We start from the raw sequence: 25,644 nt of genomic DNA, 5'->3' as shown, positions 1-25,644 counted from the left end.
TAGACCGCTTTCGCGAGCAGGCTCGCTCCCACATTGGATCTGCGGCGTTCATACATTATGTGTCTGGCATCAATCCCTTGTAGGAGCGAGCCTGCTCGCGAAGGCGATCTTCAGGTCAATACAAATCGACCGGATCGACATCTAAAGACCAACGCACCGCCCGCCCGCTCGGCATCTGCTCCAGGACCAGCAACCAACTGGCCAGCAGCCGATGCAGCGGTGCCCGTGCTGTCGCCTGCAACAGCAACTGCGCGCGATAACGCCCGGCACGCCGCTCCATCGGCGCCGGCACCGGCCCTAGCAGTTCAATCCCGTTCAGCCCCTGCTCGACCAGTAGACGCTCCGCCTCGCTGCACGCCTCGTCGAGAAAACCTTCGGCCTGCCCCGGCTTGTGCGCTTCGGCACGCAGCAGCGCCAAATGCGCGAACGGCGGCAGGCCGGCGGCGCGGCGCTCGCTCAAGGCCTGTTCGGCAAAGGCGAAATAGCCCTGTTCGGTCAGTTGCACCAATAAAGGATGGTCGGCGAGGTGGGTCTGAATGATCACCTTGCCAGGCTCTTCCGCCCGGCCGGCCCGTCCGGCGACCTGCACGATCAGCTGCGCCATGCGCTCGCTGGCGCGGAAGTCGCCGGAGAACAAACCACCGTCGGCATCGAGAATCGACACCAGCGTCACCCGCGGAAAATGGTGCCCCTTGGCCAACATCTGCGTGCCGACCAGAATGCAGGGCTGGCCCTTCTGGATCGTCGCGAACAGCTGATTCATCGCGTCCTTGCGCGACGTGCTGTCGCGGTCGACCCGCAGCACCGGGTAATCCGGAAACAGAATCGCCAGGCGTTCCTCTGCGCGCTCGGTACCGGCGCCGACCGGGCGCAGATCGACCTTGTTGCACTTCGGGCATTGGCGCGGCGTGCGCTCGACGTAGCCGCAATGGTGGCAGCGCAATTCGCCGTGGCGCTGGTGCACCGTCATCCGCGCATCGCAGCGTGAACATTCGGACATCCAGCCGCAATCGTGACAAAGCAGCGTTGGTGCAAAACCGCGACGGTTGAGGAATACCAGCACCTGTTGCCCATTTGCCAGGGTCTGGCCAATGGCTTGCTGCATCGGCCCGGAAATCCCGCTGTCCAGTGGGCGGCTTTTCACATCCAGGCGCAGGAAGCGCGGTTGCTTGGCACCGCCGGCGCGTTCGTTCAGGCGTAGCAGGCCATAACGGCCGGTGTAGGCGTTGTGCAGGCTTTCCAGCGAAGGCGTGGCGGAGCCGAGGACAATCGGGATGTTTTCCTGCCGCGCGCGCACCAGCGCCAGATCACGGGCGTGGTAGCGCAAGCCTTCCTGCTGTTTATAGGAGCCGTCGTGCTCTTCGTCGATGATGATCAGTCCCGGATTCTTCATCGGGGTGAACAGCGCCGAGCGGGTGCCGATAATAATGTCGGCCTCGCCGTCGCGTGCGGCGAGCCAGGCTTCGAGGCGCTCGCGATCATTGACGGCCGAGTGGATCAGGGCGATCCGCGCGTTGAAACGTTGTTCGAAGCGCGCCAGCGTCTGCGGACCGAGGTTGATCTCCGGGATCAGCACCAGCGCCTGTTTGCCGGCCTCGAGGGTTTCGCGGATCAGTTGCAAATAGACTTCGGTCTTGCCGCTACCCGTGACGCCGGCCAACAGGAACGCGTGATAACTGTCGAAGCCTGCGCGAATCGCCTCATACGCGGCGCGCTGCTCTGGGTTGAGCGGCAGCTCCGGTTGCGCCAGCCAATGTTCATGGCGTGCGCCGGGTGCATGGCGGCGGATCTCGACTTGCACCAGATTTTTCGCCAGCAGCAGATCGAGGCTGTCCTTGCTCAGCATCAGTTTGCTCAGCAACTGATGGGCGACGCCGTGAGGGTGTTGGGCCAGCGTGGTCAACGCTTCACGCTGACGCGGCGCACGGGCGATGCGCGGATCATCGACGCTGGCGCCCGGCATTACCGACCAGAAGCGCTCCTGCCGGGCTTCGGCCAGTTCACCCTGACGCAATAGCACCGGCAGCGCCCAGCTCAAGGTGTCGCCGAGGCTGTGCTGATAATACTGGGATGTCCAAAGGCACAGCTTGAACAGCGCTGGCGGCAGTGGCGGGGTGGCGTCGAGCAGGGCCAGCGCCGGTTTGAGTTTCTCCACCGGTACTTCGCTGGTGTCGGTCACCTCCACCAGAATCCCGATCATCTCGCGTCGGCCAAATGGCACCCGCAGGCGCATGCCCGGCTGCAACTGCGCGCGCAGTACGCCGGCCGGCGCCCGATAGTCGAACAGGCGGCGCAAAGGCGAAGGCAGGGCGAGGCGCAGAATGGCGTCGGGCACGCGGGGGGATCTCGATCAGCAGACGATTAAAAGGACTGGGCACATAACCTGTGGGAGCGAGCCTGCTCGCGAAAGCGGTGTGTCAGGCGGCGAAAATGCTGGCTGATAGATCGTCTTCGCGAGCAGGCTCGCTCCCACAGGGACAGCGCAATGGGTCGGGAGCCTAGCAGACGGTCGGTTCTGTGTCCTCCATCAGGAAAGCGTTCAATGCTGACGAGCGGTAACGCAGCATGATGTCAACGGCCGCCGTCAGCATTGAACAGCTTTTCTGATGGAGGGCACCCGGGACAGCTTGCGTGATTGCAAAGGTCTGGTAGAATCCGCGGCCTAATTACGTGCGGTATTCAACAATAGTGTTGGATGGCGGCACGCTAGCTGAGGAAGACACCATGAAAGCTGATATCCACCCGAATTACCCAGTCATCGCTGTTACCTGCAGCTGTGGCAACAAGTTTGAAACCCGTTCGACCTTCGGCAAAGCTCTGCCAATCGACGTGTGCAACGAATGCCACCCGTTCTACACCGGTAAGCAAAAGACTCTGGACACTGGCGGCCGCGTTCAGCGCTTCGCAGACCGTTTCGGTGCTTTCGGCAAGAAACCTGCTGCTGCAGAGTAAGGTTGAAGAGCCCGGTGGGCTTTTCCTCGCTGCTGAAAAAGGCGTCCCTCGCGGGCGCCTTTTTTATGCCTGCGATTTGGCTTTCCACCGCGCTTGCGTACTGCCCGACACCCTCCGGACTGACGCACGTCGCCGTGCAGCGCGTGGTCGATGGCGACACCTTGCGCCTGAGCGACGGCCGCAGCGTACGGATGATCGGCCTCAATACGCCTGAACTCGGCAAGCAGGGTCGCAGCGACGAGCCATTCGCCATTGCTGCGCGTAAACGCCTGGAAGCGCTGGTGGCTGACAGCGGCGGGCGCGTCGGCGTGCTTCCCGGCAAAGAGTCAAAAGACCATTACGGCCGTACGCTGGCCCACCTCTACAGTGCCAGCGGCGCCAACCTCGAAGCGCAAATGCTCGCCGATGGCCTGGGTTTCCAGGTCGCGGTAGCGCCGAATGTCGATCTTGTTGCCTGTCAGCAAGCGGCTGAACGCGAAGCGCGACAGGCGGGTCGAGGCCTCTGGCGGCAGTCACCTGTACTGAAAGCAGAGCAGATCCAGCGCTCGGGTTTCGCCGTGGTCAGTGGCCGTGTGAGCAAAGTGCAGCGCAATCGCGGTGGAATCTGGATCGAGTTGCAGGACTCGCTTGTATTGCGTGTTGCACCCAATCTGGTCAGACAATTCGACAATGCCCGCTTGCAAGCGCTGAAGGGCAAGCAAATCGAGGCGCGTGGCTGGGTGGTCGATCGTTCGCGGCGCGGTGGGTTGAAACCGGGTCAGCCGCGTTGGCTGCTGCCACTGACCGATCCTGCCATGCTGCAGAGCGCACGCTGAATAAAAATTGTAGACATTTTTTCTGTCGATTGTGAACAGTCAAGCCCTTGTGCGCCGTGGCTCTTGGCCCAAAGTCGTAGGGCAGGGCGCTTGACAGGGGTGACCGCTCAGTCTTGTGGGGACTTTGCGAGGCGCGTATCCTCGCTGACCAGTCTGTCCAACAGTAAAAAAGCGGAATGCCAAAATGTCTGATCTGAAAACTGCCGCTCTCGAATACCATGCTCATCCTCGTCCAGGGAAGCTGAGTGTCGAGCTCACCAAGGCCACTGCTACCGCCCGCGACCTGTCGCTGGCCTACAGCCCCGGCGTAGCTGAACCAGTGCGCGAGATCGCTCGCGATCCTGAACTGGCCTACAAGTACACCGGCAAGGGCAACCTGGTTGCAGTCATTTCCGATGGCACCGCGATTCTCGGCCTGGGTAACCTCGGCCCATTGGCTTCCAAGCCCGTCATGGAAGGTAAAGGCGTGCTGTTCAAGCGCTTCGCCGGCATCGACGTTTTCGACATCGAAGTCGACTCCGAAAGCCCGCAAGCCTTCATCGACACCGTCAAGCGTATCTCCATCACCTTCGGTGGCATCAACCTGGAAGACATCAAGGCCCCTGAGTGCTTTGAGATCGAACGTGCTCTGATCGAGCAGTGCGACATTCCGGTATTCCACGATGACCAGCACGGCACCGCGATCGTGACCGCTGCGGGCATGATCAACGCCCTGGAAATTGCTGGCAAAACCCTGCCGGAAGCGAAGATCGTCTGCCTGGGCGCCGGCGCTGCCGCCATCTCCTGCATGAAGTTGCTGGTGAGCATGGGCGCAAGCATCGAAAACATCTTCATGGTTGACCGTACCGGCGTGATCCACTCCGGCCGTGATGACCTGAACCAGTACAAAGCCGTGTTCGCCCACGCTACTGACAAGCGCAGCCTGGCTGACGCTCTGCAAGGCGCTGACGTATTCGTCGGTCTGTCCGGCCCGAACCTGCTGAGCGCTGAAGGCCTGCTGTCGATGGCGGCAAATCCGATCGTATTCGCGTGCTCGAACCCGGATCCGGAAATCTCCCCGGAACTGGCTCACGCTACCCGTAGCGACGTGATCATGGCGACCGGCCGTTCGGACTACCCGAACCAGGTCAACAACGTTCTGGGCTTCCCGTTCATCTTCCGTGGTGCCCTGGACGTTCGCGCCAAGCGCATCAACGAAGAAATGAAAGTGGCTGCCGCCAACGCCCTGCGCGAACTGGCCAAACTGCCAGTGCCTCAGGACGTGTGCGATGCCTACGGTGGTGCTCCGCTGGCATTCGGTCGTGAGTACATCATTCCGAAGCCAATGGACAAGCGCCTGATCACCCTGATCTCCGACGCTGTGGCCAAAGCCGCAATCGAGACCGGTGTGGCAACCCTGCCGTATCCGAAGAACTACCCGCTGAAAAGCGTGGATGACGTGTTCAACGGCTAAGCTGTTGTAGCGCTTCAAGCAAAAGCCCCGGTTCGTTATGAGTCGGGGCTTTTTTGTGGCTGGGGGTTTTGTGTTCCATATCTGGAGCAGCCCTCTCCAAGAGGTAGAGGGGACCAACCGTGGGATTTTTGAAAGCTACGCCGACCTGGAAGTACTGTGTTGAATCCATAATCGACTCGGTCGTTCAGGTCGATGTATGAAGCCAGACACCTCGGTCGGCTCCCTCTACCTCCGGGAGAGGGCAGGGGTGAGGGGGTGGATTTCTGTAGCGCCCCAATGTCCAGCCAGCAAGTATAAAAAAGCCCCGCACTTCTGACGAAGGCGGGGCTTTTCAATGTGCACCGGGATCAGAACAGATCGATCGGCGCCTGCTCATCCGCTGGCAGCGGGCTGCCCGGCACTGAGCCATTCCCAAGCTCATTCACCGATGGCGGCGTGTCTTCTGCCTTGAACAGCTCGAAGTAGGCACCCGGCGTGCTCGGCGTCGCCGCGCGACCACTGGCCGGGTCCACCCGCAGGCTCAGCAGACCTTCCGGCTCAGGCTGCACGTGGGGCGGCTTGTCCTTGAGGGCGGCCGCCATATAGTTCATCCAGATCGGCAGTGACACAGTGCCGCCGAACTCGCGGCGACCGAGGCTTTCCGGCTGATCGAAACCGGTCCAGACCGTGGTCACGTAGTCGGCGTTGTAGCCGGAGAACCACGCATCTTTCGATTCGTTGGTCGTACCGGTTTTACCGGCGATGTCGCTGCGCCCCAAGGCTAGCGCACGACGCCCCGTGCCGCGCTTGATGACGTCCTGCAGCATGCTGTTGAGGATGTACGTCGTGCGAGCGTCGACGATGCGCTCAGCGACTGCCGGCGTTTGCGGCACGGAAGCGGTGCCCGGTGCTTCGCCCGGCACCGGCGCGGCGTTGACGGTAAACGATTCAGTGGCCGGCGCCGCGAGGCCATCAGTGGCCGAGGTGCCCTGCGGAACGGTCGGCGGATTGGCGACGAACAGCGTGTCGCCATTGCGGCTTTCGATCTTGTCGATGATGAACGGCGTGATCTTGTAGCCGCCGTTGGCGAACGTGGCCCAACCGGTGGCGATCTCCATCGGCGTCAGCGTTGCGGTACCCAGCGCCAGCGACAGGTTCGGCGGCAGGTCCTGCTTGTTGAAGCCGAAGCGGGTGATGTAGTCGATGGTCTTGCCTACGCCCATTGCTTGCAGCAGGCGGATCGAAACCAGGTTACGCGACTTGTACAGCGCTTCACGCAAGCGGATCGGCCCGAGGAAGGTGTTGGTGTCGTTCTTCGGGCGCCAGACCTTGTCCAGGTACTCGTCGACGAACACGATGGGGGCGTCGTTGACCAGCGTGGCGGCGGTGTAACCGTTGTCCAGTGCAGCGCTGTAGACGAACGGCTTGAAGCTTGAGCCCGGCTGACGCTTGGCCTGCATGGCGCGGTTGTAATTGCTCTGCTCGAAAGCAAAACCGCCGACCAGCGAGCGGATCGCGCCGTTCTGTGGATCCAGCGACACCAGCGCGCCTTGCGCCTGGGGAAGCTGGCTGAACTTCAGCGAATTGTCTTTCTGGCGCTGCACGCGAACCAGATCACCGATCTGTGCAACGTCTGACGGTTGGCGCGGGTTGGCGCCCATGCTGTTGGTATTAAGGAACGGCCGCGCCCATTTCATGGTGTCCCACGCGACATGTTCTTCGCCAGTGCGGGTCAACACTTGCAGGCCATTCTTGTCGACCTGAGTGACGATGGCCGGCTCAAGGCTGCTGATGGTGCGTTGTTTGGTCAGCTCGGTGGCCCATGCTTCGCGGGTCTTGCCCGGCAGGCGCGATTCGGGGCCACGGTAGCCGTGACGCTGATCGTAGGTCATCAAGCCTTCATGCAGCGCGGTGTTGGCCATTTCCTGCAGGTTGCTCGGCACCGTGGTGGTGACCCGAAAACCCTCGGTGTAGGCGTCGCTGCCATAGCGTCCGACCATTTCGGCACGGGCCATTTCGGCAATGTACGGTGCGTTCACTTCCGGGGTGGGCACGTGATAGCTGGCGTTCAGAGGCTCGTTGATCGCCGCTGTGTACTCAGGCTCGGTAATCTTGCCGAGCTTGTACATGCGCCCCAGGATCCAGTCGCGGCGCTCTTTACTGCGCGCCGGGTTGGCAAGCGGATTGAAGCGTGAAGGGGCTTTCGGCAGGCCGGCGATCATCGCCATCTGCGCCAGGCTGACGTCGCGGATCGACTTGCCGTAATACACCTGCGCCGCCGCCTCGATGCCGTAGGCGCGGTTGCCCAGATAGATCTTGTTCACGTACAGCTCAAGGATCTCGTCCTTGGTGAGTTGCCGTTCGATCTGCAAGGCCAGAAGAATTTCAGTGGCTTTTCGCGAGAAGCTGCGTTCGCTGGAGAGGAAGAAGTTCTTCGCCACCTGCATGGTGATGGTACTGCCGCCGGACTGAATGTGACCGCTCTTGACCAGTTGGGTCGCGGCACGCATCAGGCTGCTCGGATCGACGCCGTAGTGGTTGGCGAAGTTGTCGTCTTCAGCACTTAGTAACGCATTAATGAAATTGGGGGGAATGTCGGCGAAACGGATCGGAGTACGGCGCATTTCGCCAAACTCTGCGATCAACTTGTCGTCGCTGCTGTAGACCCGCAGGGGAATCTGCAACTGAATGCTTCGCAGAGCCTCCACAGACGGCAAACCCGGACTAAGGTAAAGATAAGCGCCGCTGAGACCTAAAAGCAGTCCGCAGAAAACGGCGACGATGGACCAACCGAAAAATTTCAGCAGACGAATCAAGGCTTTTGGATATCCAGAGCAAAAAATGAATTTGGCGACGGGGTTCCGGCTACACACAGAACTGTCCGCGCAGGCAGTAAAAAGCGGAAAAAATCGCTGGGCATTATAAGCACTTTTCTGCTGGGGGCGTCATTTGCGCTTCTGTCAAGACGGGGTGAAGGAACGCAATGTGTATTACAGAGTCCGTAACTCACGGAAAGTCATAGGGAATTGGTAGTGCTGGGACTCTTCAATAAAAAGACCAATGCGTTACTGGGGATCGACATCAGCTCCACGTCCGTGAAGCTGCTGGAACTTAGTCGTCAGGGTGATCGCTACCGGGTCGAGGCTTATGCGGTTGAGCCGCTGCCACCGAACGCCGTGGTCGAGAAAAACATCGCCGAGCTCGAGGGTGTGGGCCAGGCCCTGACCCGGGTGCTGGGCAAGGCACGCACCGGGCTGAGAAGCGTGGCGGTGGCGGTGGCCGGTTCAGCTGTGATTACCAAGATCATCGAGATGGACGCCGGGCTTTCCGACGACGAACTGGAAAACCAGCTCAAGATTGAAGCCGACCAATACATTCCCTATCCGCTGGACGAAGTCGCCATCGACTTCGAGGTTCAGGGCGTGTCGCCGCGCAACCCCGAGCGGGTCAACGTGTTGCTGGCTGCCTGTCGCAAGGAAAACGTCGAAGTCCGTGAAGCGGCACTGGCGCTGGCCGGGTTGACCGCGCGCGTGGTGGACGTCGAAGCGTACGCGCTGGAGCGTTCGTTCGGCTTGCTCGCCACGCAGCTGGCGGCTTCTCAAGAGCGCTTGACCGTGGCGGTGGTCGACATCGGCGCCACCATGACCACCCTCAGCGTCCTGCACAACGGCAAGATCATCTACACCCGTGAGCAGTTGTTCGGCGGCCGGCAACTGACCGAGGAGATCCAGCGTCGCTATGGCCTGACCGTCGAGCAGGCGGGGCTGGCAAAGAAGCAGGGCGGTCTGCCCGACGATTACGTCAGCGAGGTGTTGCAGCCGTTTCGCGAGGCGCTGGTGCAGCAGGTATCGCGTTCGTTGCAGTTTTTCTTCGCTTCCGGCCAGTACAACGCGGTCGACCATATTCTGCTCGCTGGCGGCACGGCGTCGGTGCCGGGGCTGGATCGGCTGATCGAACAGCGCCTGGATACTCCGACCCAAGTGGCCAATCCGTTTTCCAATATGGCCCTGAGCAGCAAGGTCAACGCCGGGGCGCTGGCCAGTGACGCGCCGGCCTTGATGATCGCCTGCGGGCTCGCGCTCAGGAGTTTCGACTGATGGCGCGGATCAACCTTTTACCCTGGCGCGAGGAGCGCCGCGAAGAGCGGCGCAAACGCTTCCTGCTGGCGCTGACCGGCGTGGTGGTCGGTTCGATCGGCGCGGTGTTCATTGCCGATCAGATCATCAGCGCGGCCATCGCCCGGCAAGCGGCGCGCAACGACTACATCGGCAAGCAGATTGCCGTGGTCGACGAACGCATCAAGCAGATCAGCGAACTCAAGGCCCATCGCCAGCAGTTGGTCGAGCGTATGCGCATCATTCAGGACTTGCAGGGCAACCGGCAGGTCAGCGGACGAATCTTCGATCAACTGGCGCGCACACTCCCCGACGGTGTGTATTTCACTGACGTGAAGATGGTCGGTAAAACCTTGTCGATCAGCGGTGCGGCGGAGTCGAACAACCGCGTCTCCGAGCTGATGCGCAATCTGGATGCGTCCGACTGGTTTGACGCGGCGAGCCTCACTGAAGTCAAAGCGACCAGTGCCGATCAGGTGGAGCAAACCAACGTCTTTCAGTTGACCGTTCGTCAGACCCAGCCAAAGATTGTGGAGGGCGAGCAATGAAGCCTTCCGAATGGCTGGAGAGTCTGCGCAACATCGACTTCAACGATCTGGACACCAGCAACATCGGATCGTGGCCGGGCGCGGTCAAAGCCATCGCCGGAGCGCTGTTGATGGTGCTGGTATTGGCGTTTGGCTATAACTTTTTCATCAGTGACACGCAAAACCAGCTGCAGCTCAAGCGCGAAGAAGAGGCCACGCTGAAGGAGCAGTTCGCCAGCAAAGCGCGCATATCCGCCAACCTGGATCTGTACACCCAGCAGATGAAGGAGATGGAAAACTCCTTCGGCGTGCTGCTGCGTCAGTTGCCCAGTGACACCGAAGTGCCGGGCTTGCTGGAAGACATCACGCGAACGGGTTTGGGCAGTGGTCTTGAGTTCGAGGAAATCAAACTGCTGCCGGAGGTTACCCAGCCGTTTTACATCGAGCTACCGATCCAGATTACCGTCACGGGTGCCTATCACGACCTCGCCACATTCGTCAGTGGTGTGGCCGGGTTGCCTCGCATCGTGACCCTGCATGACTTCGAACTGGCCCCTGCCAGCAAAGAAGGTGGGTCGAAGTTGCGCATGAGCATCCTCGCCAAGACCTACCGCTACAACGACAAGGGGCTGCAAAAATGACCCCGATACGTTGTTGCGCCGGGTTGATGGCACTGCTGGCATTGAGCGGTTGTGGTGCCAGCAATGACTTCAGCGACCTCGACGCCTACATGAATGAAGTGCGCTTGCGTCCGGCAGGCAAGATTGAACCAACACCCACATTCCGGTCTTACCCAGCATTCAGTTACAGCGCTGCCAACCTGCGCAGTCCGTTCTCGCGTCAGGTGCGCGTCGATCTGGCCGGGCAGAAGCGTGGTTCGCGCAACGTCAAGCCCGACCCTGGTCGGGTCAAGCAATACCTCGAAGGTTTCAACATCGAGCAGTTCGAGATGGTCGGCACGATTGCCAATGCTTCCGGTTCCTTCGCGCTATTGCGTGGCGCCGGCGGGGTGCATCGCCTGAAGGTCGGCGATTACCTGGGGCGCAACGATGGGCGCGTCGTGGCCATCAATGCGACCCAGGTCGATGTGGTCGAAATTGTGCCCGACGGTGAAGGCGCCTGGCTGGAACGTCCGCGCACCATTCCTTTGAAAGAGCATTCATAGTGGAAGTCGAATAATGAACAGGATTTTCTCCACCCTCGGTTTTTCGCTATGGATAGCGCTGTTGTCACCGATGGTACAGGCGGCCAACTTGAAGGCGCTGGATGTGGCAGCGTTGCCCGGTGATCGCGTCGAACTGAAGCTGTCGTTCGACGGCCCGCCGCCGCAGCCCAAGGGTTACACCACCGAGTCACCGGCGCGAATTGCGCTGGACTTGCCCGGTGTGGCCAGTCAGTTGGCGAGCAAAAATCTCGATCTGGGCAGTGGCAATGCGCGCACGGCCACGGTGGTTGAAGCCAAGGACCGCACGCGGCTGATTGTCAGTCTCACGCAATTGGCGCCTTACGACACACGGGTTGAGGGCAACTATCTGTTCGTGGTGGTTGGTCAGGGCGCGCCGGCCAAGGCGCCGCGACCGGCAGTGGCGGCACCACGCGCGTCGACTCCTGCTGCGCCCGCCAAGGCGTTCGTGGCGAAACCCCGCGCCATTCGCGGTGTGGATTTTCAGCGCGGTACTGCGGGCGAGGGCAATGTCGTCATCGACCTGTCCGACCCGACCATCGCCCCGGATATCCAGGAGCATGACGGCAAGATCATCCTCAGCTTCGCCCGTACGCAATTGCCGGAAAAGCTGCGGGTGCGTCTCGACGTGAAGGATTTCGCCACGCCAGTGCAATTCGTCAACGCCGGCGTAACCGGTGATCGCACGGTCATTACCGTCGAGCCCAGCGGCACCTTTGACTATTCCACGTTCCAGACCGATAACAAACTGACCGTCAGCATCCGTCCGATGACCGTCGACGACCTGCAAAAACGCAACGCCGATCGTCAGGCCTATGTCGGTGAAAAGCTCTCGCTGAATTTCCAGGACATTGACGTGCGCTCGGTGCTGCAACTGATCGCCGACTTCACCAACCTCAATCTGGTGGCGAGCGACACGGTGCAGGGCGGCATCACCCTGCGTTTGCAAAACGTGCCGTGGGATCAGGCGCTGGATCTGGTGCTGAAGACCAAAGGCCTGGATAAACGCAAAATCGGTAATGTGCTGTTGGTGGCCCCGGCTGATGAAATTGCTGCGCGCGAACGTCAGGAGCTGGAGTCGCAGAAGCAGATTGCCGAACTGGCGCCGCTGCGTCGTGAGCTGTTGCAGGTGAACTATGCCAAGGCTGCGGACATCGCCAAGTTGTTCCAGTCGGTGACCAGCGCCGAGGCCAAGATCGACGAGCGTGGATCAATCACTGTCGACGAACGGACCAACAACATCATTGCCTACCAGACTCAGGATCGTCTCGACGAGCTGCGGCGGATCGTGGCGCAACTGGATATTCCAGTGCGTCAGGTGATGATCGAGGCGCGCATCGTCGAGGCCAACGTCGATTACGACAAGAGTCTGGGGGTGCGCTGGGGCGGCTCGATCCAGAACAAGGGCAACTGGAATGCTTCCGGGGTCAACGGTTCATCGACCACCATCGGCACGCCGGGCAGCACCAGTACCAACTCGCCGTTCGTCGACATGGGGACTGTCGGCAATACTTCCGGGATCGGTATCGCGTTCATTACCGACAACGTTTTGCTCGATCTGGAGCTGACGGCCATGGAGAAGACCGGCAACGGTGAAATCGTTTCGCAGCCCAAAGTGGTCACCTCCGACAAAGAGACCGCGAAGATCCTCAAAGGCACCGAGATTCCTTACCAGGAAGCCAGCTCCAGCGGCGCCACGTCGGTGTCGTTCAAAGAGGCTTCGCTGTCGCTGGAAGTGACCCCGCAGATCACCCCGGATAACCGCATCATCATGGAGGTCAAGGTCACCAAGGACGAACCGGATTACCTGAACAAAGTGCAGGATGTACCGCCGATCAAAAAGAACGAGGTCAACGCCAAAGTGCTGGTCAATGATGGCGAAACCATCGTGATTGGCGGTGTTTTCTCAAATACTCAGAGCAAGGTTGTAGATAAGGTGCCATTTCTTGGCGATGTGCCGTATCTTGGCCGCCTTTTCCGGCGTGATGTGGTTTCGGAGAAAAAATCCGAGCTGCTGGTATTTCTCACTCCGCGTATCATGAATAACCAGGCGATTGCTGTGAGTCGTTGATTCTGTGCGAAATTTGATTCTTGTAGGTCCGATGGGTGCTGGCAAAAGCACCATCGGCCGATTACTGGCCAAAGAGCTGCGCCTGCCGTTCAAAGATTCCGACAAGGAAATTGAACTGCGCACGGGCGCCAATATCCCGTGGATCTTCGACAAGGAAGGCGAGCCGGGCTTTCGCGACCGTGAGCAGGCGATGATCGCCGAGCTGTGCGAGTTCGACGGCGTGGTGTTGGCGACCGGCGGTGGCGCGGTCATGCGCGATGCCAATCGCAAGGCCCTGCATGAGGGCGGGCGCGTGGTGTATCTGCACGCGTCCGTCGAACAGCAGGTCGGCCGCACTTCCCGCGATCGCAATCGACCGTTGCTGCGCACCGCCGATCCGGCGAAAACCCTGCGTGACTTGCTCGCCATCCGTGATCCGCTCTATCGGGAAATTGCCGATCTGGTGGTGGAAACCGACGAACGGCCGCCGCGTATGGTAGTGCTCGACATTCTCGACCGTCTGGCGCAGCTTCCTCCCCGTTAAAGCATCGCCCGAAATGCGCTATCCTCGGCGTCCTGTCACAGCCCGCCAAGGTTGTGGCGGATGGCGTGCCGGCGGCGTCATACCCGCTATAGGCCGCAGTAACCAATAATTCAGGGCAGGACGCCTGCTTCCATCTTCACTGTGGGGACACATGCAGACACTCAAGGTCGATCTAGGCGAGCGCAGCTACCCGATTCATATTGGCGAAGGTTTGTTGGATCAGCCCGAGTTGCTGGCTCCGCATATCCACGGGCGCCAGGTGGCAATCATCTCCAATGAGACCGTTGCGCCGCTCTATCTCGAACGTCTGACGCGCAGCCTGGCGCAGTTCTCGGTTATTTCCGTGGTGTTGCCGGACGGCGAAGCCTTCAAGAACTGGGAAACCCTGCAACTGATCTTCGACGGTCTGCTAACCGCCCGTCATGATCGTCGCACTACTGTTATCGCCCTCGGCGGCGGTGTGATCGGCGACATGGCCGGTTTCGCCGCTGCCTGCTATCAACGCGGCGTAGACTTCATCCAGATCCCCACCACGTTGCTGTCTCAGGTTGATTCGTCGGTGGGCGGCAAAACCGGGATCAACCATCCGCTGGGCAAGAACATGGTCGGCGCGTTCTATCAGCCGAATGTCGTGCTGATTGATACGGCGTCCCTGAAAACCCTGCCACCGCGCGAGCTGTCGGCGGGTCTGGCTGAGGTCATCAAGTACGGTCTGATCTGCGACGAGCCGTTCCTCGGCTGGCTCGAAGACAACGTCGACGCCTTGCGCGCGCTGGATCAAACAGCCCTGACTTACGCCATCGAGCGCTCCTGCGCAGCCAAGGCTGCGGTGGTCGGCGCCGATGAGAAGGAAACCGGCGTACGCGCCACGCTCAATCTCGGCCACACTTTCGGCCACGCCATCGAGACCCACATGGGCTATGGTGTCTGGTTGCATGGTGAGGCGGTGGCGGCTGGCACCGTGATGGCGCTGGAGATGTCAGCGCGTCTGGGCTGGATCAGCGAACAGGAGCGCGATCGCGGCATTCGTCTGTTTCAGCGAGCCGGCCTGCCGGTGATTCCGCCTTCTGAAATGAGCGAAGCCGATTTTCTTGAACACATGGCAATCGACAAAAAAGTGATCGACGGTCGTCTGCGCCTGGTGCTGCTGCGCCAGATGGGCGAAGCGGTAGTGACCGACGATTATCCGAAAGAGGTTCTACAGGCCACGCTGGGAGCGGATTACCGCGCCCTGGCTCAGCTTAAAGGTTAATAAGATTCCGATGACTAGTTTGCATGCCGACGAGGCGTTCCTCGGCCATTTCCAGTTAAGCCACGACCCCTTCGCGCCGCGCGTACCGGGCTTCAAATTCTTTCCGGCCCAGCGCAAACCGGTGCTCGGCCAACTGCATCACCTGGCGCGTTACAGCCAGTTGCTGCTGGTGGTCACTGGCCCGCAGGGCAGTGGCAAGACTTTGCTGCGCCAGGCGCTGGTCGCCAGCACCAACAAGCAATCGGTACAGAGCGTTGTGGTTTCCGCGCGGGGTGCCGGCGATGCCGCTGGCGTACTGCGTCAGGTGGCGCAGGCGCTGAACGTGGCTCAGGCCGAAGTCGGCGCAATTCTGGATCAGGTGGTGCAGTTGGCACTGACCGGCCAGGAAGTCTATTTGCTGGTGGATGACGCCGAGCAGCTCGACGAATCCGCCCTCGAAGCGCTGATGGCACTGGGTGCCGGCGCGCCGGAAGGTCGCCCGCATGTGTTCCTGTTCGGTGAGTCGTCGCTGATCGCTCAGCTTGAGGCTTTGCACCTCGAAGAAGAGCGCTTCCACGTCATCGAATTGCAGCCTTACACCGAAGAAGAGACGCGCGAGTATCTCGACCAACGGCTCGAAGGTGCGGGCCGGGGTGTCGAACTTTTCACCGCGGATCAGATCTCTGATATTCACGAAAGCTCCGAGGGTTGGCCTGGCAACATCAACCAGGTCGCTCGCGATGCACTGATCGAAGTCATGATTGCCAGCCGCTCTGCGGTCAAGCGTCCAAGTATGGGGTTCAACATGCCGAAGAAACACGTATTGGCGATTTCCGCCGTCGTTGTGGTCGCGGTCGCCGCCGCCTGGCTGATGCCGGGTCGCAACAAGGCGCCAACCACCGGCGCACCCGCCAACGAACAGGCACAACTGCCATTGGGCCAGGGCGCAGCCAATGGCGGCGCGCCGAACGTCGAATTTGCCGGTAATACGCAGCCGATGCCGTTGCCGCTGGTTGGCAACTCGCAACCGGTCATGCGCGGCCCGCTGGCCGAAGCTGCTGGCGGTATCACCGAAGGCGACGACGGTGTGCCACTGGAAGGCTCCAGCGACACGCCGCCGACCGTGACCACTTCGGCGCCTCCTGCGGGCGTTCCGGCCGGTCCGGCACCCACCCCGGCTCCAGTGCCAGCCGCCAAGCCGGCGCCTGCCCCGACACAAATCGCCACCGCCAAGCCTGCTCCGGTAGCGCCAGCGGCCAAACCTGCTCCAGCGCCAGCCAAACCAGTTGCCGCCGCCAAACCCGCCGAGAAGCCGGTTCCCGTGGCCAAAGCCGCCGGTGGCAGCTGGTACGCCGGGCAGCCGACGAGCAACTACGTGGTGCAGATCCTCGGCACCAGCTCCGAGACGGCCGCGCAAAGCTTCGTCAAGGAGCAGGGCGGCGAGTACCGTTATTTCAAGAAAGTCCTCAACGGCAAGCCTCTTTACGTGATCACCTACGGCAACTTCGCCAATCGTGATGCGGCTGTTTCTGCCATCAAGGCCTTGCCAGCGAAGGTTCAGGCTGGTAAACCTTGGCCTCGCACTGTCGCCAGCGTCCAACAGGAACTGGCAACAACTCGCTGAAGATTCGGCGGCCTTACCCAGGCCGCCTCTCCAAGCACCTCAAAATTTCTACGAGTGCGCGCCGCCTTCAGAGGTCGCGTGCCTTGTGGTGTCTGCGTCACAGTAGTCTTTGAGTCGTTGCAGTCAAAATTAAAAAAGTTTTGACTAGCACAGCAGATCGCTTTAAACCTTTCACAAATGCGACATGAATTTGCGACAGTTCGTCGTCAAATTTGTGAGCCTCTGTGTCGCTGTGTACAATGACCACCCTTTTGCCCCCGCTAAGCCGGCGTACGTTCGGCGCGGATCGCAAGTGGTTGAATTGAAAAGAAATTTGCCTCGAAAAGAGGCAGCCTGGTGAGAAAGTGTCTATGAAAGCAGGTCTGTACCAACCAGATGAATTCAAGGATAACTGCGGTTTCGGCCTGATAGCCCATATGCAGGGCGAGCCCAGTCATACCCTTTTGCAAACGGCCATTGAGGCCCTGACCTGCATGACCCACCGCGGTGGGATTAATGCCGACGGCAAGACCGGTGACGGTTGCGGTCTGCTGATTCAAAAGCCCGACGCCTTTCTGCGCGCTATCGCTCAGGAAACCTTCAGCGTCGAGTTGCCCAAGCAATATGCCGTGGGCATGGTCTTCTTCAACCAGGATTCGGCCAAGGCCGAAGCCGCTCGCGAGAACATGAACCGCGAGATCCTCGCCGAAGGACTGCAACTGATCGGCTGGCGCAAAGTGCCAATCGACACCAGCGTCCTCGGCCGCCTGGCCCTTGAACGCCTGCCGCAAATCGAGCAGGTGTACATCGGCGGCGAAGGCCTGAGCGATCAGGACATGGCGGTCAAGCTGTTCAGCGCCCGTCGCCGTTCGTCGGTGACCAACGCTGTCGATAGCGACCACTACATCTGCAGCTTTTCGCACAAGACCATCATCTATAAAGGCTTGATGATGCCGGCCGATCTGGCCGCGTTTTATCCGGACCTGAGTGACGAGCGCCTGCAAACCGCGATCTGCGTGTTTCACCAGCGCTTCTCCACCAACACCCTGCCGAAATGGCCGCTGGCTCAGCCATTCCGCTTCCTCGCACACAACGGCGAGATCAATACCATCACCGGTAACCGTAACTGGGCTCAGGCCCGTCGGACCAAGTTCACCAATGATCTGATGGATCTGGAAGAACTCGGCCCGCTGGTTAACCGCGTCGGTTCCGACTCCTCGAGCATGGACAACATGCTTGAACTGATGGTCACCGGCGGCATCGACCTGTTCCGTGGCGTGCGGATGATCATTCCGCCTGCGTGGCAGAACGTCGAAACCATGGACCCGGATCTGCGTGCGTTCTACGAGTACAACTCGATGCACATGGAGCCGTGGGACGGCCCGGCCGGCGTGGTCATGACCGATGGTCGCTACGCGGTCTGCCTGCTCGACCGTAACGGTCTGCGCCCGGCGCGCTGGGTTACCACCACCAACGGTTTCATCACCGTTGCTTCGGAAATCGGCGTCTGGAACTACCAGCCCGAAGACGTGATCGCCAAGGGCCGCGTAGGCCCGGGCCAGATCCTGGCCGTGGATACCGAAACCGGGCAGATCCTCGACACCGATGCGATCGACAACCGTCTCAAATCCCGTCATCCGTACAAGCAATGGCTGCGCAAGAATGCCCTGCGCATTCAGGCGACCATGGAAGACAACGACCACGGTTCGGCTTTCTACGACGTCGATCAGCTCAAGCAATACATGAAGATGTATCAGGTCACGTTCGAAGAGCGCGATCAGGTACTGCGTCCGCTTGGCGAGCAAGGCTACGAAGCCGTTGGTTCGATGGGCGACGACACGCCGATGGCCGTGCTGTCCCAGCGCGTGCGCACGCCGTACGACTATTTCCGCCAGCAGTTCGCGCAGGTCACCAACCCGCCGATCGACCCGCTGCGTGAAGCGATCGTGATGTCGCTGGAAATCTGCCTCGGTGCCGAGCGCAACATTTTCCAGGAGTCGCCGGAACACGCCTCGCGTGTGATCCTCAGCTCGCCGGTCATTTCCCCGGCCAAGTGGCGTTCGCTGATGAACCTTGATCGCCCGGGTTTCGAGCGGCAGGTCATCGACCTCAATTACGACGAAAGCGTCGGCCTCGAAGCGGCGATTCGCAACGTCGCCGATCAGGCTGAAGAAGCCGTACGTGCCGGCCGTACCCAGATCGTTCTGAGCGACCGTCATATCGCCCCGGGCAAACTGCCGATCCACGCTTCGCTGGCGACCGGTGCGGTGCACCATCGCCTGACCGAAAAAGGCCTGCGTTGCGACTCCAACATCCTCGTTGAAACCGCTACCGCGCGTGATCCGCATCACTTTGCGGTGCTGATCGGTTTCGGTGCCTCGGCGGTTTATCCGTTCCTGGCTTACGAAGTGCTGGGCGACCTGATCCGTACCGGTGAAGTGCTGGGCGACCTCTACGAGGTGTTCAAGAACTACCGCAAAGGCATCACCAAAGGCCTGCTCAAGATTCTGTCGAAGATGGGCATCTCGACCATCGCTTCGTACCGTGGTGCGCAGTTGTTCGAGGCCATTGGCCTGTCCGAAGAAGTGTGCGACCTGAGCTTCCGTGGCGTGCCGAGCCGCATCAAGGGTGCGCGTTTCGTCGACATCGAAGCCGAGCAGAAAGCCCTCGCTGCCGAAGCCTGGAGCCCGCGCAAGCCGATCCAGCAGGGCGGTCTGCTGAAGTTCGTCCACGGTGGCGAATATCACGCGTACAACCCGGACGTGGTCAACACCCTGCAAGCCGCTGTGCAGCAGGGCGACTACGCCAAGTTCAAGGAATACACCTCGCTGGTGGACAACCGTCCGGTGTCGATGATTCGCGACCTGCTCAAGGTCAAGACCCTCGACACGCCGTTGGACATCAGTGAAATCGAACCGCTGGAATCGGTGCTCAAGCGCTTCGACTCTGCCGGTATCTCGCTGGGCGCTCTGTCACCGGAAGCTCACGAAGCCCTGGCCGAAGCCATGAACCGTCTTGGTGCGCGTTCCAACTCCGGCGAAGGCGGCGAAGACCCGGCGCGTTACGGCACCATCAAGAGCTCGAAAATCAAGCAGGTCGCGACTGGCCGTTTCGGCGTGACGCCGGAATACCTGGTCAACGCCGAAGTGCTGCAGATCAAGGTGGCCCAAGGCGCCAAGCCGGGCGAGGGTGGTCAACTCCCGGGCGGCAAGGTCAACGGGCTGATCGCCAAGCTGCGTTATGCAGTGCCTGGCGTGACGCTGATTTCGCCACCGCCGCACCACGACATTTATTCCATCGAAGATTTGTCGCAACTGATTTTCGACCTCAAGCAGGTCAACCCGAAGGCGCTGGTCTCGGTGAAACTGGTCGCTGAAGCTGGCGTCGGCACCATCGCCGCCGGTGTGGCCAAGGCCTACGCGGACTTGATCACCATTTCCGGCTACGACGGTGGCACCGGTGCTTCGCCGCTGACCTCGATCAAGTACGCGGGCGCACCGTGGGAACTCGGCCTGGCCGAAACCCACCAGACTCTGCGCGGCAACGACTTGCGCGGCAAAGTCCGGGTGCAGACTGACGGCGGCCTGAAAACCGGCCTCGACGTGATCAAGGCAGCGATCCTTGGCGCCGAAAGCTTCGGCTTCGGCACCGCGCCAATGATCGCGCTGGGCTGCAAATACCTGCGCATCTGCCACCTGAACAACTGCGCCACCGGCGTTGCCACTCAGAACGAGAAGCTGCGCAAGGATCACTACATCGGCACCGTCGACATGGTGGTGAATTTCTTCACCTACGTCGCCGAAGAAACCCGTGAGTGGCTGGCCAAGCTTGGCGTGCGCTCCCTCGAAGAGCTGATCGGTCGCACCGATCTGCTGGACATCCTCGAAGGCCAGACCGCCAAGCAAAATCACCTGGATCTGACTCCGCTGCTGGGCAGCGATCACATCCCGGCGGACAAGCCGCAGTTCTGCCAGGTTGAGCGCAACCCGCCATTCGATCAGGGCCTGCTGGCCGAGAAAATGGTCGATCTGGCGACGTCGGCGATCAACGACCTCAGCGGCGCCGAGTTCGAACTGGACATCTGCAACTGCGACCGTTCGATCGGTGCGCGGATCTCCGGCGAAATCGCCCGCAAGCACGGCAACCAAGGCATGGCCAAGGCGCCGATCACCTTCCGCTTCAAAGGGACGGCCGGTCAGAGCTTCGGCGTGTGGAACGCCGGCGGTCTGAACATGTACCTGGAAGGCGACGCCAACGACTACGTCGGCAAAGGCATGACCGGTGGCAAGCTGACCATCGTGCCGCCCAAGGGCAGCGTTTATAAGACTCAGAACAGCGCCATCATCGGCAACACCTGCCTGTACGGCGCCACTGGCGGCAAGCTGTTCGCCGCTGGCACCGCAGGCGAGCGTTTCGCCGTGCGTAACTCCGGTGCCCACACGGTTGTGGAAGGCACTGGCGATCACTGCTGCGAGTACATGACCGGTGGTTTCGTCTGCGTGTTGGGCAAGACCGGTTACAACTTCGGCTCTGGCATGACCGGTGGTTTCGCCTACGTGCTCGACCAGGACAACAGCTTCGTTGACCGGGTCAACCACGAACTGGTGGAAATTCAGCGGATCAGTGGTGAGGCGATGGAATCCTATCGCAGCCACCTGCAAAACGTGCTGAACGAGTACGTCGCGGAAACCGACAGCGAGTGGGGTCGTGAACTCGCCGAAAACCTCGATGACTACTTGCGCCGTTTCTGGCTGGTCAAACCGAAAGCGGCGAGCCTGAAATCTCTGCTCTCCAGTACTCGTGCGAGTCCGCAATAACGGCGCAACTGCAAGCGGCAAGTTACAAGCCGCAAGTTAACAGCAGTGCGCGATGTGCCTGCAGAGTGATTTTCTTGCAGCTTGAAGCTAGTAGCTTGAAGCTGCTGTTATGAGGTTTTGAAGATGGCCGAACGTCTCAGTAACGACTTTCAATTCATCGATGTCGGGCGCAAAGATCCGAAGAAGAAACTGTTGCGTCAACGCAAGAAAGAGTTCGTCGAGATCTACGAACCTTTCAAACCCCAGCAGTCGGCCGATCAGGCCCACCGCTGCCTGGGTTGCGGCAACCCGTACTGCGAATGGAAGTGCCCGGTGCACAACTTCATTCCCAACTGGCTGAAGCTGGTGGCCGAGGGCAACATCCTTCAGGCCGCCGAGCTGTCGCACCAGACCAACACCCTGCCGGAAGTCTGCGGCCGGGTTTGTCCCCAGGATCGTCTGTGCGAGGGTGCCTGCACCCTCAACGACGGGTTCGGTGCAGTGACCATCGGTTCGGTCGAGAAGTACATCACCGACACCGCGTTCGCCATGGGCTGGCGCCCGGACATGTCCAAGGTCAAACCGACCGGCAAACGTGTCGCGATCATCGGTGCTGGCCCGGCAGGTCTGGGCTGTGCCGACGTGCTGGTGCGTGGCGGCGTGACCCCGGTGGTGTTCGACAAGAACCCGGAAATCGGTGGTCTGCTGACCTTCGGTATCCCCGAGTTCAAGCTGGAAAAGAGCGTGCTGAGCAATCGTCGCGAAGTCTTCACCGGCATGGGCATCGAGTTCCGGCTCAACACCGAAGTCGGCACTGACGTGACGATGGAACAACTGCTCGCCGAATACGATGCAGTGTTCATGGGCATGGGTACTTACACCTACATGAAGGGCGGTTTTGCCGGTGAGGACCTGCCGGGCGTTTATGACGCGCTGGACTTCCTGATCGCTAACGTCAACCGCAACCTGGGCTTTGAAAAGTCGCCGGAAGATTTCGTCGACATGAAAGGCAAGAAGGTTGTGGTGCTCGGTGGTGGCGACACGGCGATGGACTGCAACCGCACCTCGATCCGCCAGGGTGCCAAGTCGGTAACCTGCGCTTATCGTCGTGACGAAGCGAACATGCCCGGCTCGCGCAAAGAGGTGAAGAACGCCAAGGAAGAAGGCGTGAAATTCCTCTACAACCGCCAGCCGATCGCCATCGTCGGTGAAGACCGGGTCGAAGGCGTGAAAGTGGTCGAGACCCGTCTCGGCGAACCGGACGCCCGTGGCCGTCGCAGCCCCGAGCCGATCCCGGGCTCCGAAGAGATCATCCCGGCCGACGCCGTGGTCATCGCCTTCGGTTTCCGTCCGAGCCCGGCGCCTTGGTTCGGACAGTTCGAAATCCAGACTGACAGCCAGGGCCGTGTCGTTGCGCCTGAGCAAGGTCAGTACAAGCACCAGACCAGCAACCCGAAGATCTTTGCGGGTGGCGACATGGTGCGCGGTTCCGACCTGGTAGTGACGGCAATCTTCGAAGGCCGTAATGCCGCCGAAGGAATCCTTGATTACCTGGGCGTCTAAAACCGTTTTAAGCTACACCGCAATACCTGTGGGAGCTGGCTTGCCAGCGATAGCATCACCTCGGTTTATCTGGACACACCGAGGTGTCTGTATCGCTGGCAAGCCAGCTCCCACAGTGTTTTGTGGCGTTACAAAGTCTGCATTCCAACGCAATAAATTGACCCGATAGACAAAAGGCTGACCTGCATCCGTGCCTTTTCCCTCGCGCTCTGAGAAAATGCCCGCACTTTTTTTCCGGATGCCGACATGACTGCCCTGAAGAACGACCGTTTCCTCCGCGCCCTGCTCAAGCAACCCGTAGACGTCACCCCCGTGTGGATGATGCGTCAGGCCGGCCGCTACCTGCCGGAATACCGCGCCAGCCGTGCCCACGCCGGTGACTTCATGAGCCTGTGCATGAATCCGGAGTTCGCTTGCGAAGTCACCATGCAACCGCTCGACCGCTATCCACAACTGGACGCGGCGATCCTGTTTTCCGACATCCTCACCATCCCCGATGCCATGGGCCAAGGCCTGTACTTCGAGACTGGTGAAGGCCCGCGCTTCAAAAAAGTCGTCAGCACCCTGGCCGACATTGAGGCCCTGCCGATCCCTGATCCGCACAAAGACCTTGGCTACGTGATGGACGCGGTGAGCACCATCCGTCGTGAGTTGAACGGCCGTGTGCCGCTGATCGGCTTTTCCGGCAGCCCGTGGACACTGGCGACGTACATGGTTGAAGGCGGCTCGTCGAAAGACTTCCGCAAGACCAAAGCCATGCTCTACGACAACCCGCAAGCCATGCACCTGCTGCTGGACAAGTTGGCGCAGTCGGTGACTTCGTACCTCAATGGCCAGATCATGGCTGGCGCGCAAGCGGTGCAGATCTTCGATACCTGGGGCGGCAATCTGTCGGCGGCGGCGTATCAGGAATTCTCGCTGGCCTACATGAAGAAAATCGTCAGCGGTTTGATCCGCGAAAACGACGGTCGCAAGGTGCCGGTGATCCTGTTCACCAAGAACGGCGGCCTGTGGCTGGAAAGCATCGCCGAGGCCGGCGCCGACGCACTGGGCCTGGACTGGACCTGCGACATCGGCAACGCCCGCGCTCGTGTTGGCGACAAGGTTGCCCTGCAAGGCAACATGGACCCGACCGTGCTCTACGCCAAGCCGGAAGCAATCCGCACCGAAGTCGGGCGCATTCTGGCCAGCTACGGCAAGGGCAGCGGCCACGTGTTCAACCTCGGCCACGGCATCACCCCGGAAGTCGACCCGGAACACGCCGGTGCCTTCCTGCGCGCGGTGCATGAGTTGTCGGCTCAGTATCACGAGTGATCGATACGCAATAAAAAACGCCCGGCCAATGCCGGGCGTTTTTGTATGCGTAATCCACAGTCGGACGCTTAGCAAATGTGGGAGCGAGCCTGCTCGCGAATGCGCAGTTTGCGTCAATAAATTTGCTGACTGATCCACCGCTTTCGCGAGCAGGCTCGCTCCCACACTGGTTTTGGGTCAGGCCTTCACACCACCCAATGGCGGCAACTTCGCCAGCTTCAACGCTATCAACAGCGCCACCAGCAACAAGGCGCCGATAAACAATCCAATCCCGTTCCACCCACCCAAATGCCAGAACACCCCGCCCGCTGTCCCGGCAATGCTTGACCCGGCGTAATAGCTGAACAGGTACAGCGACGACGCCTGGCCCTTGGCCTTGATCGCCCGACGGCCGATCCAGCTGCTCGCTACCGAATGCGCGGCGAAGAAGCCGAAGGTGAAAATCAACATGCCGACAATCACCAGCAGCAGTGGTGTAAACATGGTCAACGCGAGACCGGCGAACATCAGCGCGATAGTTGCCCAAAACACTTTGCGCCGCCCCAATTGGTCCGCCAGCGAACCGATTTTCGCCGAACTGTAGATCCCTGACAGGTACACCACCGAGAGCAAACCGACGAACACTTGATCGAGGTTGTACGGTGCAGCCAGCAAGCGATAGCCGATGTAGTTGAACAGCGTGACAAACGCGCCCATCAGTACGAACGCTTCAAGAAACAACAGCGGCAGACCGGCATCGCGAAAGTGCATGGTGAAACCGTCAAGCAAGCTGCGCGGATGCAGCGAGCGTGAGCGGAAGTTGCGCGACTCCGGCAGGATCTTCCAGAACACCGCCGCCGCAATCATCGCCAGACCGCCAATCACCAGCATCGCCGTGTGCCAACTGACGAAGTCGATCAACACCCCGGTAATCAGGCGTCCGCTCATCCCGCCAATTGCGTTGCCGCCGATGTACAAACCCATGGCAAGGCCGATGTGTTGCGGATGAATTTCTTCACTCAGATAGGTCATCGCCACCGCGGCCAGGCCGCTCAACGACAAGCCGATCAGCGCGCGCATGATCAGCACGCCGTGCCAGCTCGGCATCATTGCACTGGCCATGGTGCACAGCGCTGCCGCGAACAGCGCGGCAACCATGACCGGTTTACGCCCGACCCGGTCGGAAATCGGCCCGGTGATCAGTAAGCCGATGGCGAGCATGCCGGTGGCCACCGACAGAATCAGGCTGCTCTGCGCCGCGTTGATTCCGTATTCATGAGACAGCAACGGCATCATCGGCTGCACGCAATACAGCAGTGCAAACGTCGCAAACCCGCCGCTGAATAGCGCCAGCACCGTGCGCATGAACATCGGTGTGCCTTTTTCGATGTAGATCTCTTGCAGTTCGGCGACGACATCGTCCGCTGCAGGCGGAACCTCATGGGCAAGGGGGGCGGTGGCAGTTTTCACATCGGACCTCGGAGAGCGCAGCCGGGCAGGCAATGAAAAAATCATATAGCTGGCTAATGTTTCTATCCAA

17 protein-coding genes are annotated in these 25,644 nt (G+C 60.4%); 14 read left to right on the top strand and 3 right to left on the bottom strand.

Features of this window, described 5'->3' with window-relative positions; genetic code table 11:
* Window positions 1-115 precede the first annotated feature (115 nt).
* On the bottom strand, window positions 116-2,335 hold the full coding sequence (locus AB4P92_RS13145) for a primosomal protein N' (RefSeq protein ID WP_047299391.1): 2,220 nt from the start codon (window positions 2,333-2,335) through the stop codon (window positions 116-118).
* Between the two features lie 389 nt (window positions 2,336-2,724).
* On the opposite strand from AB4P92_RS13145, the gene rpmE reads away from it, so the two are divergent.
* The 3 genes from rpmE to AB4P92_RS13130 all read left to right on the top strand — a co-directional run bounded on the left by rpmE (window position 2,725) and on the right by AB4P92_RS13130 (window position 5,220).
* On the top strand, window positions 2,725-2,952 hold the full coding sequence (gene rpmE / locus AB4P92_RS13140) for a 50S ribosomal protein L31 (RefSeq protein ID WP_016984589.1): 228 nt from the start codon (window positions 2,725-2,727) through the stop codon (window positions 2,950-2,952).
* Between the two features lie 65 nt (window positions 2,953-3,017).
* On the top strand, window positions 3,018-3,767 hold the full coding sequence (locus AB4P92_RS13135) for a thermonuclease family protein (RefSeq protein WP_395599506.1): 750 nt from the start codon (window positions 3,018-3,020) through the stop codon (window positions 3,765-3,767).
* 184 nt (window positions 3,768-3,951) lie between these two features.
* A complete protein-coding gene (locus tag AB4P92_RS13130) occupies window positions 3,952-5,220 on the top strand; it encodes a malic enzyme-like NAD(P)-binding protein (RefSeq protein ID WP_042557260.1) in 1,269 nt (422 codons plus the stop codon).
* Between the two features lie 347 nt (window positions 5,221-5,567).
* Here AB4P92_RS13130 and AB4P92_RS13125 read toward each other — a convergent pair whose 3' ends face one another.
* Window positions 5,568-8,015: a penicillin-binding protein 1A gene (locus AB4P92_RS13125; protein ID WP_395599505.1), complete on the bottom strand. Its 2,448-nt coding sequence runs from the start codon at window positions 8,013-8,015 to the stop codon at window positions 5,568-5,570.
* A 216-nt stretch (window positions 8,016-8,231) separates the two neighbouring features.
* On the opposite strand from AB4P92_RS13125, the gene AB4P92_RS13120 reads away from it, so the two are divergent.
* The 11 genes from AB4P92_RS13120 to hemE all read left to right on the top strand — a co-directional run bounded on the left by AB4P92_RS13120 (window position 8,232) and on the right by hemE (window position 24,125).
* Window positions 8,232-9,296: a pilus assembly protein PilM gene (locus AB4P92_RS13120; protein WP_042557262.1), complete on the top strand. Its 1,065-nt coding sequence runs from the start codon at window positions 8,232-8,234 to the stop codon at window positions 9,294-9,296.
* A complete protein-coding gene (locus AB4P92_RS13115) occupies window positions 9,296-9,862 on the top strand; it encodes a PilN domain-containing protein (RefSeq protein WP_042557263.1) in 567 nt (188 codons plus the stop codon). The genes AB4P92_RS13120 and AB4P92_RS13115 overlap by 1 nt, the downstream gene beginning before the upstream one ends.
* Window positions 9,859-10,482: a type 4a pilus biogenesis protein PilO gene (gene pilO / locus AB4P92_RS13110; protein ID WP_042557264.1), complete on the top strand. Its 624-nt coding sequence runs from the start codon at window positions 9,859-9,861 to the stop codon at window positions 10,480-10,482. The genes AB4P92_RS13115 and pilO overlap by 4 nt, the downstream gene beginning before the upstream one ends.
* Entirely contained in the window at window positions 10,479-11,006 is a 528-nt protein-coding gene (locus tag AB4P92_RS13105; protein WP_395599504.1) for a pilus assembly protein PilP, read from the top strand. The genes pilO and AB4P92_RS13105 overlap by 4 nt, the downstream gene beginning before the upstream one ends.
* A gap of 13 nt (window positions 11,007-11,019) precedes the next feature.
* Window positions 11,020-13,095, top strand: coding sequence for a type IV pilus secretin PilQ (gene pilQ, locus AB4P92_RS13100; RefSeq protein ID WP_395599503.1), 2,076 nt, complete (start codon window positions 11,020-11,022; stop codon window positions 13,093-13,095).
* Window positions 13,096-13,099: 4 nt separating this feature from the next.
* The gene (gene aroK / locus AB4P92_RS13095) at window positions 13,100-13,618 is read left to right on the top strand and encodes a shikimate kinase AroK (RefSeq protein WP_042557267.1); all 519 of its coding nucleotides are present in this window, start codon (window positions 13,100-13,102) and stop codon (window positions 13,616-13,618) included.
* 151 nt (window positions 13,619-13,769) lie between these two features.
* Entirely contained in the window at window positions 13,770-14,870 is a 1,101-nt protein-coding gene (gene aroB / locus AB4P92_RS13090) for a 3-dehydroquinate synthase (RefSeq protein ID WP_047299400.1), read from the top strand.
* Window positions 14,871-14,880: 10 nt separating this feature from the next.
* Window positions 14,881-16,473 carry an AAA family ATPase gene (locus tag AB4P92_RS13085; RefSeq protein ID WP_395599502.1) on the top strand — a complete coding sequence of 531 codons (1,593 nt, stop codon included), beginning with the start codon at window positions 14,881-14,883 and terminating at the stop codon, window positions 16,471-16,473.
* Window positions 16,474-16,823: 350 nt separating this feature from the next.
* Window positions 16,824-21,269, top strand: a complete 4,446-nt coding sequence (gltB, locus tag AB4P92_RS13080) for a glutamate synthase large subunit (protein WP_047299402.1) — start codon at window positions 16,824-16,826, stop codon at window positions 21,267-21,269.
* Between the two features lie 123 nt (window positions 21,270-21,392).
* Window positions 21,393-22,811, top strand: coding sequence for an FAD-dependent oxidoreductase (locus AB4P92_RS13075; protein ID WP_042557272.1), 1,419 nt, complete (start codon window positions 21,393-21,395; stop codon window positions 22,809-22,811).
* Window positions 22,812-23,057: 246 nt separating this feature from the next.
* Window positions 23,058-24,125 (top strand): uroporphyrinogen decarboxylase, encoded by a 1,068-nt coding sequence (gene hemE / locus AB4P92_RS13070; protein WP_007909440.1) that lies wholly within the window; start codon window positions 23,058-23,060, stop codon window positions 24,123-24,125.
* 177 nt (window positions 24,126-24,302) lie between these two features.
* On the opposite strand, the gene AB4P92_RS13065 is transcribed toward hemE, so the two are convergent.
* On the bottom strand, window positions 24,303-25,574 hold the full coding sequence (locus AB4P92_RS13065; protein ID WP_395599501.1) for an MFS transporter: 1,272 nt from the start codon (window positions 25,572-25,574) through the stop codon (window positions 24,303-24,305).
* Window positions 25,575-25,644 lie beyond the last annotated feature (70 nt).

The sequence above is a fragment of the Pseudomonas sp. A0308 genome (assembly GCF_044218815.1).
Classification (GTDB): domain Bacteria; phylum Pseudomonadota; class Gammaproteobacteria; order Pseudomonadales; family Pseudomonadaceae; genus Aquipseudomonas; species Aquipseudomonas iridis.
This window is presented reverse-complemented; position numbering and strand designations above follow the sequence as displayed.